Annotated in this window: 6 protein-coding genes; all 6 read left to right on the forward strand. The window is 68.9% G+C overall.

From position 1 onward, the window contains the following. Positions 1-3: 3 nt before the first annotated feature. The 6 genes from sbnB (at position 4) to ACZ5ZX_RS07095 (ending at position 19,296) form a co-directional block, all read left to right on the forward strand. Positions 4-1,026 carry a 2,3-diaminopropionate biosynthesis protein SbnB gene (sbnB, locus tag ACZ5ZX_RS07070; protein WP_465501112.1) on the forward strand — a complete coding sequence of 341 codons (1,023 nt, stop codon included), beginning with the start codon at positions 4-6 and terminating at the stop codon, positions 1,024-1,026. A 54-nt stretch (positions 1,027-1,080) separates the two neighbouring features. Beyond that, complete coding sequence (sbnA, locus tag ACZ5ZX_RS07075; RefSeq protein WP_465501113.1) at positions 1,081-2,028, forward strand: 2,3-diaminopropionate biosynthesis protein SbnA; 948 nt, start codon at positions 1,081-1,083, stop codon at positions 2,026-2,028. 338 nt (positions 2,029-2,366) lie between these two features. Beyond that, positions 2,367-5,075: an aldehyde dehydrogenase family protein gene (locus ACZ5ZX_RS07080; protein ID WP_465501114.1), complete on the forward strand. Its 2,709-nt coding sequence runs from the start codon at positions 2,367-2,369 to the stop codon at positions 5,073-5,075. Positions 5,076-5,103: 28 nt separating this feature from the next. Next, a complete protein-coding gene (locus ACZ5ZX_RS07085) occupies positions 5,104-6,816 on the forward strand; it encodes a thiamine pyrophosphate-binding protein (protein ID WP_465501115.1) in 1,713 nt (570 codons plus the stop codon). A gap of 43 nt (positions 6,817-6,859) precedes the next feature. After that, the gene (gene fabF, locus ACZ5ZX_RS07090; RefSeq protein ID WP_465501116.1) at positions 6,860-8,122 is read left to right on the forward strand and encodes a beta-ketoacyl-ACP synthase II; all 1,263 of its coding nucleotides are present in this window, start codon (positions 6,860-6,862) and stop codon (positions 8,120-8,122) included. 77 nt (positions 8,123-8,199) lie between these two features. Beyond that, entirely contained in the window at positions 8,200-19,296 is an 11,097-nt protein-coding gene (locus ACZ5ZX_RS07095) for an amino acid adenylation domain-containing protein (protein WP_465501117.1), read from the forward strand. Position 19,297 lies beyond the last annotated feature (1 nt).

The following is a 19,297-nucleotide window of genomic DNA, read 5'->3' on the forward strand; positions in this document are numbered from 1 at the left end:
CCGGTGGAAGTCCCCGCCTTCGTAGTGGTGCCGGGTGTCCAGGTGCAGTGGGCTCTCGATGGCAAGGCGAAGGCGCTGACCTCGGTGGTGGAGAATGCCTATCGGCTGCACGGAGGCGGCGAAACGGTCAATCCGCCCTCGTATTTTCTGCGGTTCGATGACCGTCCCAACGCGCGCATAATCGCCTTGCCCGCGTCGCTGGGCGGAGCCGAGCCGGTCGACGGGATGAAGTGGATCTCCAGCTTTCCCGACAACCTGGAAAAGGGCATTCCGCGCGCCTCGGCCGTATTGGTACTGAACGACCCGGAGACCGGGTATCCCTTGGCCTGCATGGAGTCCTCGATCATCAGCGCGGCACGCACGGCCGCGTCCGCGGTACTGGCCGCCGAGGTGCTGAGCAAGGACCGGTCACGTCCGGCCAGGGTGGGCTTCCTCGGTGCCGGGCTGATCGCCAGGTACGTCCACCGATACCTGGTGGACACCGGCTGGTCCTTCGACGAGCTGGGCGTGCACGACCAGGTGCCGGAGTACGCGGCCGGTTTCCGTGACTATCTCGACCGGTCGGGGCCGGGCGGCGCCACCGCCGTCTACGAGACGAGCGAAGAGCTGATCCGGGCCAGCGAACTCATCGTGCTCACGACCACCGCGGCCGAGCCGTACCTCGGCGACCCGAGCTGGTTCGACCACCACCCTCTCGTGCTGCACATCTCCCTGCGCGACCTGTCGCCCGAGGTCATCGAGTCCTCGTTCAACGTGGTCGACGACGTCGAGCACTGCCTCAAGGCGAACACCTCCGTCCACCTGCTCGAGCAACGGCTGGAGCACCGCGACTTCCTCGGCGGCACGCTCCACGACGTACTCACCGGGAGCCTCTCGGTACCCCGTGACGAGACGGTGGTCTTCTCGCCGTTCGGTCTCGGCGTCCTGGATCTCGCCGTCGGCCGGTACGTCTATGGCGAACTCGAGACGGCGGGTCGCCTCACGCCGATCGACGGATTCTTCTCCGAACTCAGCCGTCATGGCTGAGAGGGCGCGAGGCGGACGTGGGTTCAGTGACGACTACAAGAGAAGGTGGCAGGGGTGACGCTCATTACTCGTGCGGAGGACTTCAACGCCAATGACCTCTACATCGATCTCGGGCACGCGCTGGGCCGGTCCCTGCATCTGAAGTGCGAGGGATTCAATTTCGCCGGTTCCATCAAGTTCAAGGCCGCGCAGGAAATGGTGAACGGAGCGGAGGACAGGGGACTGCTCGCGCCCGGTTCCACGCTCATCGAATCGTCCTCGGGAAACCTCGGTGTCGCGCTCAGCATGATCGCCGCGAGCCGGGGCTACGAATTCATCTGTGTCACCGATTCACGGTGCAACGAGACGATGCGCCTGCAGATGCTGGCTTTGGGCGCCGAGGTGCATGTCGTGACCGAGCCGGACGGCGAACGGGGTCTGGTCGGCGCGCGGATCGATCTCGTCCGCCGGTTGTGTGCGCGGAACACCGGCTATGTGTGGCTGAACCAGTACGGGAACCCGGACAACTGGGGTGCGCATTTCACCGGCACGGGGCCGGAGATCGCGAAACAGTTCCCCGACCTGGATGTGCTCTTCGTCGGTGCCGGGACGACCGGGACGCTGATGGGGTGTGCCCGCTATTTCCGGGAGTTCAGGCGGCAGACCAAGATCGTCGCGATCGACGTCGTCGGCTCGACGCTGTTCGGGGGGCCGTCGAAGCCCCGTGCCATTCCGGGGCTTGGCAACGGGATCCGCCCTGGCATCTTCGACGAGTCCTTGGTCGACGACGTGGTGGTGGTCGACGAGGTGGCCACCGTGCGCATGTGCCGCCGTCTGGCCGGAAAGGGGTTCCTGTTCGGCGGCTCCACCGGAACGGTGGTCGCGGGAGCGCTCTCCTGGCTGGACCGGTGGGACGGCGGGGACTTGGTGACGGTCGCGATTTCCCCGGATTTCGGAACACATTACCTCGGCACGGTGTACCGGAGTGAATGGGTGGAAGAGGTCTACGGCGACGTGGTTTGAGGCGACGCGCGCCGGATCGCGCGTACTGGTGGTCGTGATTGTTTCGGGTGGCTGAAGCTGCCCGAAACAATTGCGGCCATTGGCGTATTTCCGCATTTTTCGGTCCGTGTGATGAGTGGAAAAAATTGCGATAGGTGTCTTGACACCTCATCTCGGCTGTATTTATCCTCCTTTCGTGGGACGCCGGTAGGCAGTCCTCATCCGAAGGTCGTAGTTCTACGGAAGCAACGATCTCGCCGAAATCGATGTGGTGACGAAGGCCGGACTCGTGTCCTTTGCCCGCTCTGTTGCGAAGCGCCATCCACTGTCAGTACGAGGCATCGGGAGTCGAATTAGCCATGCTTGTCAACGAGCAAGATGAGGAGATCTCGTCGACCCGGGCAGTGCGGGATTGTTTCACCCTGGTCCACGTACTGCGCGAGCACGGCGTGTCCGAATCGGACCGTGTCGTCCTTTCGGCCGAAAACTCCGCCGAGTTCGTGCTGACCCTGTTCGCGCTGATGGAGCTGGGTGTCTCGGTCGGGCTGATCGACCGGAAGATCCCGGACGCGGAGTGTGCCCGGCTCGTCGCGGAGTCGGGTGCCCGCTGGTTCCTCTCCGACCACAGCCGGCTGGACGCCGCTTTCGGCGAGGTCGAGGAGGGCTGGCTGTCCCTCGCCCGGTTGAGCGCGCGTGCCAAGGCCCTCGATGAGGCGGGCGAGGAGATCGAGCGCGGTGACGAGCTGACCTTCGAGCGCTGGGCCGCCCGGCCGGACGCGCTGCTGGTGTGGAGCTCCGGCAGTTCGGGTGTGCCCAAGGGAATCTTCCGCGGCGGCGCGTCGGTGCTGAACAACGTGCGGCGCACTCACGAACGGATGGGCTACACGGCAGGCGACGTGCTGTTGCCGTTGCTGCCCTTCACCCACCAGTACGGGCTCTCCATGCTGCTGTTGTGGTGGCGGTCCGCCGCCACGTTGACCGTCGTGCCCAGCAATCGGATCGATCGGGCGCTGGAGACCATCGCCCGGCGCGGGGTGACCGTGGTGGACGCCGTCCCCGCCGCCTATCGCACCATGCTGCGGATGACGGAAGGGCGCCGGTCCATGGCGTCGTTCGTCGATTCGGTGCGGATGTGGTGCGTTGGCGGCGAACCACTCGGGGACGACCTGCGGCGGCGGTTCGCCGCCAGGGTCGGCAAGCCGTTGCTGGACGGTTACGGAAGCAGCGAGGCCGGCAACATCGCCCTAGCCGGCCCGGACTGCCCTGTCCATTGTGGACCTCCGTTGGCCGGTGTCGCCGTACGGGTGCTCGGCGAGAACGGCAAGCAGGTTCCGGCGGGCGTGGTCGGCGAGGTCGTCGTGCGCACCCCGGACCTGATGTCGGGGACGCTCGAACCCGGTGGTCTGGTGCGTCCGGTCGACCAGCTCGACTACCACACCGACGACATCGGCTTCCTGGACGAGGAAGGCAACCTGCGGGTGCTGGGCCGGAAGTCGGCGGTGCACCGGTTCGGGCACACCCTCTACCCGGACGCGATCGCGGACAAGCTCAGTGGCTGCGGTGCGCCGGTCCGGCTCGTCCCGGTGGAGAACGAGGCGCGGGGCACCCAGCTGGTACTGCTCGTCGCGGATCCGGCTGAGCAGCCTGCCGCGCACTGGCGCCGGGTCACGGGCAAGTTGCTCGCCGAGTACGAGCGGCCGAACCGGATCGTGGTGCTTCCGGAATTCCCGGTGAAGAGCAACGGAAAAGTGGATTTGCAGGCGATCAAGGACATGGCTTCGAGCGCGGTCGCGCTCGAAGGAGTGAAAGGATTCCGTTCAGTGGGACGTGTCGGTGCTTCCGCGGACGATCTGGCGTCGATCCCGTTCCCCGACCGGGTCGAGCGACTGGCCGCGGTGGTGGAGGTGTTGCGGAATCGGCGGTCCGAGGTGATCGAGGTGCTCACCGAGGTCTGCAACTACAAGACCGCCTACGGAGAGGTCGATGCCTCGATCGGCGCGCTGGAAGGCGCGGTGGCCGAAGTGGCGGAGCATGAGCCACGGGCGATCAGCCAGGTCGGCGTGCTGATGCCGTCGAACATCCCGCTCTACAGCTACGTTCTGTACCTCCTGATCCCCAGTCTCTACAGCGAGCGTGTGGTGTTCCGCCCGTCACGGCGGATCGACGACCAGACCCGGAAGCTGCATGAGCTGCTCTCCGGTGCGCACGGTCTGCCGATCGTGCTGGACGACAGTGAGCAGGCGGAGTTCCTCAACGGTGAGGGCGCCAGGTCCGACGTGCTGGTGTTCACCGGCACGTACAAGAACGCCGAAAAGATCCGGATGGGGCTGCGCCGCGATCAGCTGTTCCTCTACTTCGGACAGGGGGTCAACCCGTTCATCGTCGGCCCTGGCGCGGACCTTCCGAAGGCGGTCGACGGGTTGCTGCGGGTCCGCATGCTCAACTCCGGGCAGGATTGCTTCGGCCCGGACGTGGTTTTCGTGCACACCTCGATCAGCGCCCAGTTCTGCAATCTGCTCTGCCGGCGTGTCTCCGGCTTGCGCCATGGCCGGTTCGAGGATCCGCTCGCCGAGTACGGCTCGATGTTCTATCTGGACGCGTTCGACGCCTCGATGGAGTACCTGCGCAAGAACCGGGAGTTCCTCGCCGCGGGCGGCGATGTCAACTTCGTGGACAACCATCTCCGGCCGACCGTGCTGATCCGGCAGGCGGACACCAAGGTGAACCCGCCCGAGTTGTTCGCGCCGATCTTCAACGTGGTGCCGTTCACCTCACAGGAGTGGCTGCACGAGATGGTGGACCACCCGTACTTCGAGGAGCGGGCGATGGCGGCCACCGTGTTCGGCCGGATGCCGGAGACGGTGGAACTGCTCCGGCGGCGGCACACCGTCAGCGTCAACGAAACCCTGATCGAGGTGGAGAGCGGCAACAGCCCGTTCGGGGGAACCGGGATCAGGGCCAACTACGCCGCCATCGGCAAAAAGCGTTACGCGCAGCCGCTGTTGCTCAGCAAAGCGGTGGCCGACCACCTGTCCGAACCGGTCATCGCGACCGAGCAGATCGCTTGATCCGGCCACTGGACATCGGGAGCAGCACATGAGCACCGCATCGGAGCGAACGATCGAGGGTTGCTGGAAGGCGGCCGCCCTCGCACTCGGCGTGTCGGAGGTACGGTCCGTCTTCGGCTTGCCGGGTGACGATCTCGACGCATTGGGCGCGATGGCGGAGGCCGGTATCCGGTTCGTCCTGTGCCGCGATCAGCGCAACGCCGTGTTCATGGCCACCGGTTACGCCGTCCAGTCCGGCGAACTCGGCGTGGCGGTGCTGGGCAAGGGGCCCGCGGTGACCAACGCGCTGACCGGACTACTGGAGGCCCGCGGTTCGGCCGCGCCGGTGCTGGTGTTGTCCGGTGGCACTTCGGCCGACCGCCAGGGCAGCGGTTCGTTTCAAGAGCTTGATCAGCTTTCCGTGGTCCGGCCACTGGTGAAGTGGGCGGCGAGGGTGGATCACCCCGGCAGGCTGATCCCGATGCTTCGCCGCGCGATACTCGTCGCGCGCGGTGGCACCCCGGGTCCGGTGTACCTGGAACTGCCGGATCACCTGCTGACCGAGAAGATCCCGCTCCCGGCCGTGCTCACGGGAGCTGAGCCGGAACGTCCGGCCACGATCACGCTGGCCGGTGACTCGCCCGCGGTGGCGGCGTTCGGCGCCGCGGCCCGGCCGATTCTGCTGGTGGGCGGCGGGATGCGGCATCGCAACGGTGATCGCCGGGTGGAGCGGCTGGCCGAGGCCTTCGGTGCCGCGATCGCCTGTACCGCGAGCGGGCGTGGCGTGGTGGACGAGACGTCTTCCCTCTACTGTGGACTGTCCGGGTTGTACACGCCGGAGCCGCCTGGTCCCTTGTGGATGGACGCGGACTGCGTGCTCGCGCTGGGAAGCAGGCTGGAGGAGACGGCGACCTTCGGCTGGCCGGAGCGGATCGGCAAGGACGTCCCGGTGATCCAGGTCAACGTGGCCGAGGCGGAGCTGAGCGCCGAGTTCGACGGCCCGTCAGTGCTCGCCGACGCGGGCGCGGTGATCGACGCCCTGCTCACGAACGCGCCCGAAGACGCCGCAGCCACCGCGTGGACCGCGCGGGTCGGCGCGGTCCACCGCGAATTGCGTACGGCGCACCAGGATGCGCTGGTGAAGCTGCGCGCCGAGCCGGAACCGGCGATCGCCGAGCTGCTCGAGGCACTGGACACGGTGCTGCCCGGCGACCGGATCCTGGTGCAGGAGAACGGCTTGCAGGACATGTGGTCCTATCGATTCCCGCTTTACGCCTGTGACGGCGAGGCGAGCTCGGTGGTGCCTTCGGAGCAGACCAGCCTCGGTTTCGGTGCCGCCGCCGCCATCGGGGTGAAGGAGGCGGCGCCGGACCGGCCGGTGGTCGCCTTCGTCGGTGACGGGGCGTTCGGCCTGTTCGCCGCGGACCTGCCGACCGCGATGGGCCGGGGCGTGCTCTACGTGGTGCTGCGTAACGGCGGATACGGCTGGCTGCAGGCTCAGCTGGACCAGCGCGACCAGCCGATCCCCGGGACCTCTTTCGTGGATCAAGCGATGACCCGGGTCGGCGCGCCGGACCTGCCGGGACTGCGTCAGTTCACCGTGGCCGACAGGGAAACCCTCGTTTCCCAGGTGACAGAGGCGGCGAAGCTCTGCGCCGCCGGGGAAACCGTCGTGCTCAACATGCCCGTCCGCCTGGCGGACTCGATGTTCGGCGGCGCCAAGGCGGGCGGCGACTTTCCCGTGCTGCCGGGTCCGGCGTGACAGGCGAGGCGGCGGAGCAGTGGCCACCTACCGAAAGGAGCAGATGATGTCCGTTCCTGGCAACGAAGCGGGCCGGAAGGTCGTGATCACCGGCTGGGGCGCGGTGACCCCGGTCGGCCTCACCGCCGACGAGACCTGGCAGGCGCTGATCGCGGGGAAGAGCGGGATCGGCACGGTGACCTGTATCGAGGCCGATGATCTGCCGACGAATCTGGCCGGAGAGGTCACCGGATTCGACCCCAAGCGGTATCTGGAGCACAAACAGCTTCGACGCATGGACCCCTACGCGCAATACGCCTTCGCGGCGGCCAGCGAGTCGCTCCGCATGGCGAAGCTGGACATCGACGAGGAGAACGGCGCCCGCGTGGGCGCGCTGATCGGCAGCGGGTACGGGCCGATGAGCTCGCTGGTCAAACACGTGACCGAACTCGAAGGCAAGGGACCACGCGCGGTCAGCCCGTTCGCCCCGATCACCGGTGCGATCGACAGCGCGGCGGGCGAGATCAGCCTGGCGTTCGGGGTCATGGGGCCGACCAGGGCGATGAGCAGCGCGTGCGCTTCGGGCACCGACGCGATCGGGGAAGCCGCTCGCTGGATCCGCAGCGGTGTGGTGGACGCGGTGATCGCGGGCGGCGCCGAGCATGTGCTGACCCGGATCGACCTGGCCGGGAGCGGGAACGCCAAGGCGTTGTCCACCAGGACCGGGGAGCCCACCGAGGCGTCGCGGCCCTTCGACGCCGACCGGGACGGCTTCGTGATGAGCGCCGGTGCCGGAGTGCTGATCCTGGAATCGGCCGAACACGCGCTGGCCCGCGGCGCGACGGTGCTCGCCGAGGTGATCGGCTACGCGTCGACCTCGGACGCCCATCACTGGACCGCGCCGCATCCGGCGGGCCGCGGGGTGCGGGCGGCGATGCGCGGTGCGCTGGCGGACGCCGGGATTCCCGCGTCCGATGTGGACTACATCAACGCGCACGGCACCAGCACGCTACTGAACGACAAGTCCGAATTGGACTCGATCCGCGCGGTGTTCGCCGAACGGGCCGAGCAGATCCCGATCAGTTCCACCAAATCGATGACCGGCCACATGATCGGCGCCGCCGGCGCGGTGGAGGCGATGGTCGGCGCGATGGTGATCAACAACGGGATCGTGCCGCCGACGATCAACTGTCATCGGCCGATCGACGACAAGGTGAATTTCGTGCCGCACGAAGCGCAGCGGCACGACGTGGACGTGGTCATGAGCAACTCCTTCGGATTCGGCGGGCACAACGCCGTCGTCGTGCTGCGCCGCTGGACGCGGTAGCACGAACGGAACCGGCCTTCGCCGGTTCTCGGCAAGTGGTCGGTGAAACCGGAGAAGCGAGACGGAGAACAGTAGCGATGCAGGAAGCTCCACGAGGTCGACTTCGGCCGCTCTCGGCCGCCCAGCGCGGAATCTGGTACGCGCAGAAGCTGAACCCGGACAACCTTTTCGTGATGTCCGAGTACCTCGAGATCCACGGTGCGATCGAGGTGGAGCTGTTCGACGAGGCGCTGCGGCGTACCGCGCTCGAAGCGGAGACGGCACGGGTCCGGGTGGTCGAGGACGACGACGGGGTCTGGCAGTACCCGGTGGACCACGGGCCGTTGCTCAGCTTCGACTACCGCGGCCACGCCGACCCGTCGGCCGACGCGGAAGCCTGGATGCGGGAGAACCTCTACCGCGAGTTCGAACCGGACGTCCCGCTCGCGGTGGACGCGTTGTTCCAGGTCGCCGACGAGAAGTTCCTGTACTACCAGCGCACCCACCACCTGACCTCGGACGGCGTCAGCGGCCGGATCTTCGCCGGACGGCTGGCCGAGATCTACACCGCGCTGGTCTCGGGCACCGAGTACCGCGAGCCCTACTTCGCCTCCCTGGACGAATGCCTCGCCGACGAGGCGGAGTACCGGTCCTCGCCCGCCTTCGAACGCGATCGGCGGTACTGGTCGCAGCGGCTGGCCGATCGGCCGTCGCCGGTCGGGGTGACCGCCGGCAGCGCGCCGGCCAGTGCCCGCCCGGTGCGCCGCACCGCCTACCTCGACCCGGATCTGCTGGCCCGGCTGCGCACGGTGGCCAGGGCGCACGCGAGCAACTGGTCGGTCGCGCTGACCGCGGTCGTCGGCGTGTACCTGCACCTGCTCACCGGCGCGCGAGTGGTGCCCGTCGGGTTCCCGGTGGCGGCGCGCACGAGCAAGGTCCTCAAGAGCACCCCGGTCATGGCGTCGAACATTTTGGCGCTGGTACTGGACATCGACCCCGCGATCACCTTCGGCGAGGTCCTGCGCAGGACCACCCGAGAGGCCCGCGAGACGTTGAAACACCAGCGGTACCGGCAGGAGGACATCCTGCGGGACCTGAACCTGGTCGGCGGCGCGGACCAGCTGGCCGACGTCGTGGTCAACATCATGCCGTTCGACTACAACGTCACCTTCGGCGGACATCCCGTCACCGCGCACAACCTGTCCAACGGGGTCCTCGACAACATCGAGATCACCGCCTACGACCGGATGGACGGTGGCGGCGTCCGGATCGACTTCGACGGCAACGAGTCGCTGTACCGGGACGAGGAGATCGAGGCGCACCTTTCGGCCCTGCTGCGGCTGCTCGAAGCGCTGGTGGCCGAGCCGGACGTCCCGCTGTCCCGGTTCGATCTGGTCTCCGAGGCCGATCGGCACCGGATGCTCGTCGAGTGGAACGACACCGGGAAACCGGCGGAGTTCACCGACGTCGTGGAGCGGGTGCGGGAATTCGCCCGCCACACCCCGGACGCGGTCGCGGTGGTCGACGACGACGGCGAAACCACCTACGCCGAGCTGGTCGGGAAGGCGAGCGCGCTGTCCCGTGAGCTCCGCGCGGCAGGCGCGGGGCCGGACACGCTGGTCGCGCTGCCCACCGAACCGGGCGCCGGGTTCATCACGTCGGTCCTCGGCGTTTTCGGCGCGGGCGCGGCCTACGTGCCGATCGACGTCGACGCCCCGATCGCCCGGTCCGCCGCCCTCCTCCAAGACTGTGGCGCCCGGCTTGTGCTGTGCTCGCCGGCGCTGGCCGGATACGGCGAATCGCTCGTCGCGGAGGCCGGGCATGCCGCCGAGGTGGTGGTGACCGGTGGTTCCCGCGACGAGCTCACCGATCTGCTGCCCGTCCTCGGCGCCGGGGACGACCTGGCCTACGTACTGTTCACCTCCGGCTCCACCGGAAAGCCCAAGGGCGCCATGGTGCATCGCCGCGGCATGGTCAACCACCTGCTGGCCAAGGTGGACGACTGCGGGCTCACCGCGGACGACGTCATCGTGCAGAACGCGCCACTCACCTTCGACATCTCCATCTGGCAGATGCTCGCCGCGCTCGTCGCCGGCGGTCGCACCCGTGTCGTGCGCCGGGCGCTGGCCGTGGACCCGAAGGCTCTTTTCCGGCGCGTCGCCGAGGAAAAGGTCACCGTTCTCGAAGTGGTGCCGTCGCTGCTGCGCGCGGTGCTGGATGCCTGGGAGGCCGATGGGAGCCGGCTCGGGCTGCCGGAGTTGCGCTGGCTGCTGGTGACCGGTGAGGCGTTGCCCGCCGACCTGTGCGCGCGCTGGCTGGAGCGCTACCCGGACATCCCGATGATGAACGCCTACGGACCGACCGAATGCTCCGACGACGTCACGCACGCGGTGATCGACCGGCCGGAAATGGTCGGCACGGACGTCGTACCGATCGGCAAGGCACTGCGCAACACCCGGCTCTACGTCCTCGACGACCGGCTGCGGCCGGTGCCCATCGGCAGCCCTGGCGAGTTGTACGTCGGCGGGACCGGCGTCGGCCGCGGGTATCTGGCCGATCCGGCGCGGACGGCGGCGGTGTTCACGGCCGACCCGTACAGCCCGCGTCCTGGCGCCCGGATGTACCGCACGGGTGACTACGTGCGCGCCTTCCCGGACGGCGCCCTGGTGTTCCTGGAACGCCGCGACCATCAGGTGAAGATCCGGGGTCACCGGATCGAGCTCGGCGAGATCGAGTCGGTCCTGTCCCGCCATCCGGCCGTCGCCCAGCTCGCCGTCGTGGTCCGCGAAGACCGGCCGGGTGACAAGCGGTTGGTCGCCTACGTCGTGCCGCCACAGTCCGAAGTGGACACTGTCGACGGTTCGGAGCTGCGTGCCCACGCGGAGGCGGCGTTGCCCGCTTCCATGGTTCCCGCCGCGTTCGTCGTTCTTCCCGCGCTGCCACTCACCCCGAACGGCAAGCTGGACCGGAAAGCCCTGCCGTCCCCGGACTTCGGTGGTGTGGCGGACTCCGGCGGCCGCGCTCCGCGAGGTCCGGTCGAGGAGTTGCTCGTCGGGGTCTTCGCCGACGTACTGGGGCTCGACGACGGGCCGGGCGTCGACGACAGCTTCTTCGATCTGGGCGGGCATTCCCTGCTGGCCACCCGGTTGGTCAGCAAGGTGCGCTCGGCGCTCGACGTGGAGTTGTCGATCCGGTCGGTGTTCGAGGCGCCCACGGTCGCCGGGCTGGCCCGGCTGGTCGAGAACGCCGGACGCGCCCGGCTCAAGATCACCGCCAGGGAACGGCCCGAGGTGCCGCCGTTGTCCTTCGCCCAGCGGCGGCTGTGGTTCGTGAACCGGCTGGACGAGGCGGGCGGTGTCTACAACATCCCGCTGCCGTTGCGGCTCAAGGGAAACCTCGACGAGGCCGCGCTTCGCGCCGCGTTCGGGGATCTGCTCGCCCGGCACGAACCGCTGCGCACCCTGTTCCCCGAGGAGAACGGCGAACCGGGGCAGTTGCTGCTGGACGTCGAGGAAGCGGTATCCCGGTTGGCCGCGGCGACCACGACCGAGCGGGTGACCGAGGCCGCGCTGGACGAGAGGCTCGCTTCGGCCTCCTCCTGCCGGTTCGACCTGGGCACGGAGCCGCCGATCAAGGTCTGGCTGTTCGAACTGGCCGCCGACGAGCACGTCCTGCTCGTGGTGCTGCACCACATCGCCGGGGACGGCTGGTCGCTGGCGCCGTTGCTGCGTGATCTGGAGGTCGCCTACCGGGCCAGGCTCGCGGGCGACGCTCCTCGGCAGGCCCCGCTGCCGGTGCGGTACCTGGATTACACCTTGTGGCAGCGGGAAATGCTCGGCTCCGAGACGGATCCGGACAGTGTGCAGTCCGAGCAGATCCGGTACTGGCGGGATCGGCTGGCCGGGCTGCCGTCCGTGCTCGAACTGCCGGCCGACCGCCCGCGGCCTGCGGTGGCCTCCTACCGGGGCGGCCGGGTGCCTTGGGCGCTGGACGGCGACACCTACGCCCGGCTCACCGCGCTCGCCCGGCGGTCGCAGGTCAGTGTCTTCATGGTGCTGCAGGCGGCGGTTTCCGCGCTGTTGACCAGGATGGGCGCCGGTACCGACATCCCGATCGGCACTCCGGTCGCCGGTCGTACCGACGAGGCGTTGGACGATCTGGTCGGGTTCTTCGTGAACACGCTGGTGTTGCGGACGGACACCTCGGGCGAGCCGACGTTCCGTGAGTTGCTGGAGCGGGTGCGACAGACGGATCTGTCCGCCTACGCCCATCAGGACGTTCCGTTCGAGCGGCTGGTGGAGGTGCTCAACCCGGAGCGTTCGCTGGCCTGGCATCCGCTGTTCCAGGTGTTGCTGGTGCTGCAGAACACCCCCGAGCCTGAGCTGGACCTGCCCGGTCTCCGGCCGAGCCTCGAGCAGATGCGCACCACCGTGTCCAAATTCGACCTCTGGTTCGACATCGAGGAGACCCGGGACGACTCGGGTGTGCCGAACGGGCTGACCGGTTCCATCGAGTACGCCGCCGATTTGTTCGATCCCGAGACGGCCGACTCGCTCGGCGCCCGCCTGAGGCGGTTGCTCGCCGAGGTGGCCGACCATCCCGACGCCCCGATCGACGCGCTGGAGATCCTCGAACCCGCCGAGCGCGAACGGATCACCGTCGCGTGGAACGACACGGCGCGGGACTTCCCGCTGACCACGCTGACCGCATTGCTGGAGACCTCCTCGCTCCGGCACGGCGAGGCGACCGCCGTGGTCTGTGGAGAGGATTCGCTGACCCACGCCGAGCTGCACGAGCGGGCGAACCGGCTGGCCAGGGTGCTGGTGGACCGCGGCGTCGGTCCGGAGTCGCTGGTCGCGGTGGCGTTGCCGCGTTCGGCGGACGCGGTCGTGGCGTTGCTGGCGGTGCTGAAGGCGGGCGGGGCCTACCTGCCGGTGGACCCGGGCTATCCGGCGGAGCGGATCTCGTTCATGTTCGCCGACGCCGGGCCGGTGTGCGTGCTCACCGACTCGGTACTCGGCGCGCACCTTCCGCCGCTGCCCGAGCGAACCGCGCTGGTGGCGCTGGACGACCCCGCGCTGGCCGAGGAGCTGCGGCGACAGCCCGCGTCGACCTTGACCGACGCCGATCGTCGAGGCTCGGTGTCGCCGGGCAACCTCGCCTACGTCATCTACACGTCGGGTTCGACCGGTCTGCCCAAGGGCGTCACGATCGACCACCGCGGTGTGGTGGATCTGGTGTGCTGGGCGCTGGAGTATTTCCCGGCGGACCAGCTCGCCTCGGTGTTGCTGTCGACTTCGCTGAACTTCGACGTGTCGGTGTTCGAGCTGTTCGCCCCGCTGGCGGCAGGCGGCCGGGTCGAACTGGTGGAGAACCTGCCCGCGCTGCTGGAGCGGGGCGGTTGGTCCGGCGGTCTGGTCTCCGGTGTGCCGTCGGTGTTCGCGCAGGTGCTCGCCGCGGGGGTGGAACTGGACGCCCGCGCCGTGGTGCTGGCAGGCGAAGGCTTGCCGGCCAAGGTGTTCAACCAGGTGCGCAGGTCGGTTCCGGACGCGGAGATCGCGAACATCTACGGTCCGACCGAGGCGACGGTGTACTGCCTGGAGTGGCGGTCGGCGGGGGACGAGGAACTCACCCGGGCGGCGTTGACGGGCAAGCCGTTGTCGAACCACCAGGCCTACGTGCTGGACGCGGGGCTGCGTCCGGTCCCCGCCGGGGTGTCGGGCGAGTTGTACATCGCGGGCGCGGGCCTGGCCAGGGGCTACCTGGGTCGTCCCGGATTGACCGGCGAGCGGTTCGTGGCCAATCCCTTCGGTGCTCCGGGTTCGCGGATGTACCGCACCGGCGACCTGGTGCGGTGGACGACCGCGGGGGAAATCGACTACCTCGGTCGTGCCGATGATCAGGTGAAGGTGCGCGGGTTCCGGATCGAGCTGGGTGAGATCGAGTCCGTGCTGTCCCGCCATTCCGATGTGGACGGTGTCGCCGTCGTGGTGCGCGCGGACCGGCGTGGTGACAAGCAGCTGGTCGCCTATCTGACCGGTACCGGTCTCGACATGAACGATGTGGCCGACGTGCGGGCGTTCGCGGGTGCGTCGCTGCCGGGGTACATGGTTCCGGCGGCGTTCGTGGTGCTGGACGGCTTCCCGTTGAACGCCAACGGGAAGCTGGACCGGCGGGCCCTGCCGGATCCGGAGTTCGCCGTCGGCACGACCGGCGGGCGTGCTCCCGCCGACCACGTCGAAGAGACGCTGTGTTCGGTGTTCGCCGAGATACTCGGCCTGGAGACCGTCGGTGTCGAAGACGGTTTCTTCGACCTGGGCGGACATTCGCTGCTGGCCACGAGGTTGGTCAGCCTGGTGCGGTCCGTGCTGGAGGTGGAACTGCCGATCCGGTCGGTGTTCGAGGCGCCCACCCCCGCCGGGCTCGCCCGCACCGTCCGGCGAGCAGGCGCCGCGCGACGGGCGATCGAGGTCAGGCAGCGTCCGGAGCTCGTGCCGTTGTCGTTCGCGCAGCGGCGGCTGTGGTTCCTGAACCAGCTGGACCGGGCCGGGGGGATGTACAACATCCCGATCGCGGTGCGGCTGTCCGGCGAACTGGATCGCATGGCCCTGTTCGAAGCGATCACGGACGTCGTCGCCCGGCACGAAGCCCTGCGCACCGTCTTCCCCGACCAAAACGGTCAACCCGTCCAGGAAGTCCTCGAAGCCGCCGCCGCCGTACTGCAGCTGATCGAGGGGTTCACCGTGGACCCGGTCAGCGAAGCCGATCTGCCCGCCCGGCTGCGGACGGCCGCCGGCGCCTCCTTCGACCTGGCCGTGGACCTTCCGCTCAAGGCGTCCTTGTTCGAACTGAGTCCCACCGAACACGTGCTGGCGTTGGTGGTGCACCACATCGCCGGTGACGGCTGGTCGCTCACGCCGTTGCTGCGGGACCTGAGCGCCGCGTACCGGTCGCGGGTGGCTGGGCAGCATCCGCTGTTCGTGCCGCTGCCGGTCCAGTACGCGGACTACGCGTTGTGGCAGCGCGAGATGCTCGGGTCCGAAGTGGACGCCGACAGCGAGTTCGCCCGGCAGCTCGGCTTCTGGCAGGACCGGCTCGCCGGGATCCCGGACGCCATCGAACTGCCCTCGGACCGGCCACGGCCGGATATCGCCACGCATCGCGGGGCCGCCCTGTCCTGGCGGATCGGCGCGGAAGCGCACGCCGGAATGGCCGCGCTGGCGCGGAAGAACCAGGCGAGTGTGTTCATGGTGGTGCAGGCGGCGTTGTCCGCGCTGTTGTCGCGGCTCGGCGCGGGTACCGACATCCCGCTGGGGACGGTGGTCGCGGGCCGGACCGACCGGGCGGTGGACGAGCTGGTCGGGTTCTTCGTGAACACGCTGGTGCTGCGCACGGACACCGGCGGCGATCCGAGCTTCACCGAACTGCTGCACCGCGTCCGGCGTGACGACCTCGCCGCGTTCGCGCACCAGGATCTGCCGTTCGACCGGCTGGTGGAGATCCTCGACCCGGATCGATCGCTGGCAAGGCATCCGTTGTTCCAGGTGATGCTGGTGCTGCAGAACACCGACACGCCCGAGTTCGATCTCCCCGGCCTCACCTCGGCGGTGGAAGAGCTCGAAACCCGGCTGGCCAAGTTCGACCTGACCTTCGACCTCACCGAGACCTTCACCGGGGACGGCGCGCCGGACGGGATCGAAGGCGTCATCGAGTTCGCCACCGACCTGTTCGACGACCGGACGGTGGAGCTGCTCGGCCGCCGGTTGGCACGGCTGCTCACCGCCGTGACCGTGGATCCGGACGCGCCGCTGTCCCGGGTCGAACTCCTCGACGACGAGGAACGCCACAACCTCCTGTCCGCCTGGAACGGGACCGCCCCGGTCGCCGAGAGCGGGCACACCCTGCCCGAACTGTTCGAGGCGCAAGCCATGCGTACCCCGGACGCGTTCGCGGTGACCAGTGGCGGTGAGTCGTTGACCTACGCCGAGCTCAACGCGCGGGCGAACCGGCTCGCCCGGTTGCTCGCCGGACGCGGTGCCGGGCCGGAGTCGGTCGTCGCACTCGCCTTGCCGCGCTCGGCCGATCTGGTCGTCGCGTTGCTCGCGGTGCTCAAGGCGGGTGCCGCTTATCTGCCGATCGATCCGGACTATCCGGCCGACCGCATCGCGTATCTGCTCCTCGACGCCCGGCCGGTGCTCACCGTGACGACCTCGGAGGTGCGGACGGTCGCGTCGGACACGTCGCTGGTCGTCCTCGGCTCGGCCGCCACGGAGGCGGAGTTGTCGGAGCTGTCGGACGCCGACCTCGTCGACGCGGACCGCGTCGCGCCGCTGCGGCCGCAGCACCCGGCGTACATCATCTACACCTCCGGCTCGACCGGGAAGCCCAAGGGCGTGGTGATACCGCACCAGAACGTGGAACGCCTGTTCACCGCCACCGACCACTGGTTCCACTTCGGACAGTCTGACGTGTGGTGCCTGTTCCACTCCTACGCGTTCGACTTCTCGGTGTGGGAGCTGTGGGGGCCGCTGCTCCACGGCGGCCGCCTCGTGGTGGTGCCCTTCGACATCAGCCGGTCGCCGGAACAGTTCCTGCGGCTGCTGGGCGAGCAGCGGGTCACCGTGCTCAACCAGACACCGTCGGCGTTCTACCAGCTCATCGCCGCCGACGCCGCCGAACCCGGCACCGGCCTCGCCCTGCGGTACGTGATCTTCGGTGGCGAGGCCTTGGACCTCGGCAGGCTCGCGTCGTGGTACGCCCGCCACGCCGACGACGCCCCGGTGCTGGTCAACATGTACGGCATCACCGAGACGACCGTGCACGTCAGTTACGTGCCCCTGCGGGCCGAGGACGCCGAGCCGGGCAACGGCAGCTTGATCGGGGTGGGGATCGGAGATCTCCGGCTGTACGTCCTGGACGATCACCTCAACCTGGTGCCGCCGGGTACGGCCGGTGAGCTTTACGTCGCCGGTGCCGGTTTGGCCAGGGGTTACCTCGGCCAGAGGCCGCTCACCGCGACGCGGTTCGTGGCCGATCCCTTCGGTGCCAACGGAACCCGGATGTACCGCACGGGCGACGTGGTGCGGTGGCGGGCCGACGGACAGCTCGAATTCGTCGGCCGCGCGGACGATCAGGTCAAGATCCGCGGGTTCCGCATCGAACTCGGCGAGATCGAATCCGCGCTGGCCGCGTTGCCCTCGGTCGCCGACGCGGTGGTGATCGTCCGCGAGGACCGAGCCGGGGAAAAGCGGCTCATCGGTTACGTGACCCCGGAAAGCGCGGCGGGTCCCGATCTGCTGCGGGCCGGGCTGCGCGAGACACTGCCCGAGTACATGATCCCGGCCGCGTTCGTCGCACTGGACCGATTCCCGTTGACGGTCAACGGAAAACTCGACCGCAAGGCGTTGCCCGCCCCGGACTTCGCCGCGGTGTCGTCCGGGCAGGCGCCTGCCACCGACCGCGAGGAAGCACTGTGCGGCGTGTTCGCCGACGTACTCGGTCTGGACACCGTGGGGGTGGACGACAGCTTCTTCGACCTCGGCGGCGACAGCATCGTCTCCATCCAGCTGGTGAGCCGGGCCCGTGCGGCCGGGCTGGTCTTCACACCGCGGGACGTGTTCGAACACAAGACGGTGGCCGGGCTGGCCGCGGTGGCCGGGACACTCGAAGAGAGGAGTCTGGTCGCGGCGGAAGACGGGGTGGGTGAGCTGCCGCTGACTCCGGTCATGCACTGGTTCCTGGCGGCGGGCGGTCCGGTGGACGGCTTCAACCAGGCGAAGCTGGTCAATGTGCCGTCCGAGCTGGGCTGGGAACGGCTGCTCGGCGCGATCCAGGCGCTGCTGGATCACCACGACGTTCTCCGGTCACGTCTGCGGGGCGACGACGAGGACACCTGGGCCTTGGAGGTATCCGAGCCGGGGACCGTCCTGGCCGAGGACTGCGTGCACCGGGTCGGCATCACGGGTCTCACCGCCGAGGACCGCGCCACGGTGCTCGTCCGGGAAGCGGACGCCGCGCGTGCGCGACTGGCGCCGCGAGAGGGCCGCATGGTGCGGTTCGTCTGGTTCGACGCCGGCGCGGACGAGGCCGGGCGACTGCTCGTCCTCGCCCATCACCTGGTGGTGGACGGGGTGTCCTGGCGGATCCTGATGCCGGATCTCGCTTCCGCCTGGCAGGCACTGGCCGAGGGCGGAAAGCCTGCTCCGGAACCGGTATGGACCTCGTACCGGGGCTGGTCGCGGTCGCTCACCGAGGCCTCGCGGGCTCCGGAGCGGGTGGCGCAGCTGCCGTTCTGGGCGGCCACCCTCGACGGACCCGACCCGATGATGGGCCGCCGCGCGCTGGACCCCGGCCGCGACACGGTCGGCGGAGCAGGCTCTATCGGCGTCACGCTTTCCGTCGAGGACACCGCGCCGCTGCTCACCACGGTTCCGGCGGCGTTCCGCGCCGGCGTCAACGACGTACTGCTGACCGCGCTCGCCCTCGCGGTCGGGCACTGGCGGCAGCGGCGCGGGCTGGGCGAGGACGGCTCGGTACTGATCGAAGTCGAGGGGCACGGCCGGGAAGAGGTGCTCCCGGGGGTGGAACTGTCCCGCACGGTGGGCTGGTTCACCAGTCTCTACCCGGTGCGGCTCGACCCCGGCCGGATCGGCTGGGACGAGGTGCGTGCCGGTTCCACCCGGATCGGGGACGCCCTCAAGCGGATCAAGGAGCAGCTGCGGGAAGTACCGGAGAACGGACTGGGATTCGGTCTGCTGCGGTACCTGAACCCGGTCACCCGTGACCGGCTCGCGGCCCTGGGCGCGCCACAGATCGCCTTCAACTACCTCGGCCGGTTCGAAACCTCCGCGCCGGGCGAGGCACAGCTGTGGCTGGCCGATTCGGAAACCGAGGAACTCACCGCGGTCGGCGACGACGGGCTGCCGTTGGTGCACGTCCTGGAGATCAACGCGGTCACCGAGGACACCGCGGACGGCCCGCGGTTCAGCGCGTCGCTGACGTGGCCGGGAGAACTGCTGGACGAATCCGAGGTCACCGAACTCGGGGATCTCTGGCTCGAGGCGTTGCGGGCGCTCGCCGCCCAGGACGCCGGGCACGGTGGGTTCACCCCGTCGGACCTGTCGTTGGTGGAGCTGAGCCAGGAGGACATCGACCTCCTGGAAGACGAGGAAAACGAGTACGAGGGCGAGGGCTAGA

The organism is Amycolatopsis sp. NPDC033938, assembly GCF_055575975.1.

Bases quoted from the DNA above. Each gene is read 5' to 3' on its own strand.
- ACZ5ZX_RS07080 (WP_465501114.1), top strand. From the start codon at position 2,367: ATGCTTGTCAACGAGCAAGATGAGGAGATCTCGTCGACCCGGGCAGTG.
- ACZ5ZX_RS07085 (WP_465501115.1), top strand. From the start codon at position 5,104: ATGAGCACCGCATCGGAGCGAACGATCGAGGGTTGCTGGAAGGCGGCC.
- fabF (WP_465501116.1), top strand. From the start codon at position 6,860: ATGATGTCCGTTCCTGGCAACGAAGCGGGCCGGAAGGTCGTGATCACC.
- ACZ5ZX_RS07095 (WP_465501117.1), top strand. From the start codon at position 8,200: ATGCAGGAAGCTCCACGAGGTCGACTTCGGCCGCTCTCGGCCGCCCAG.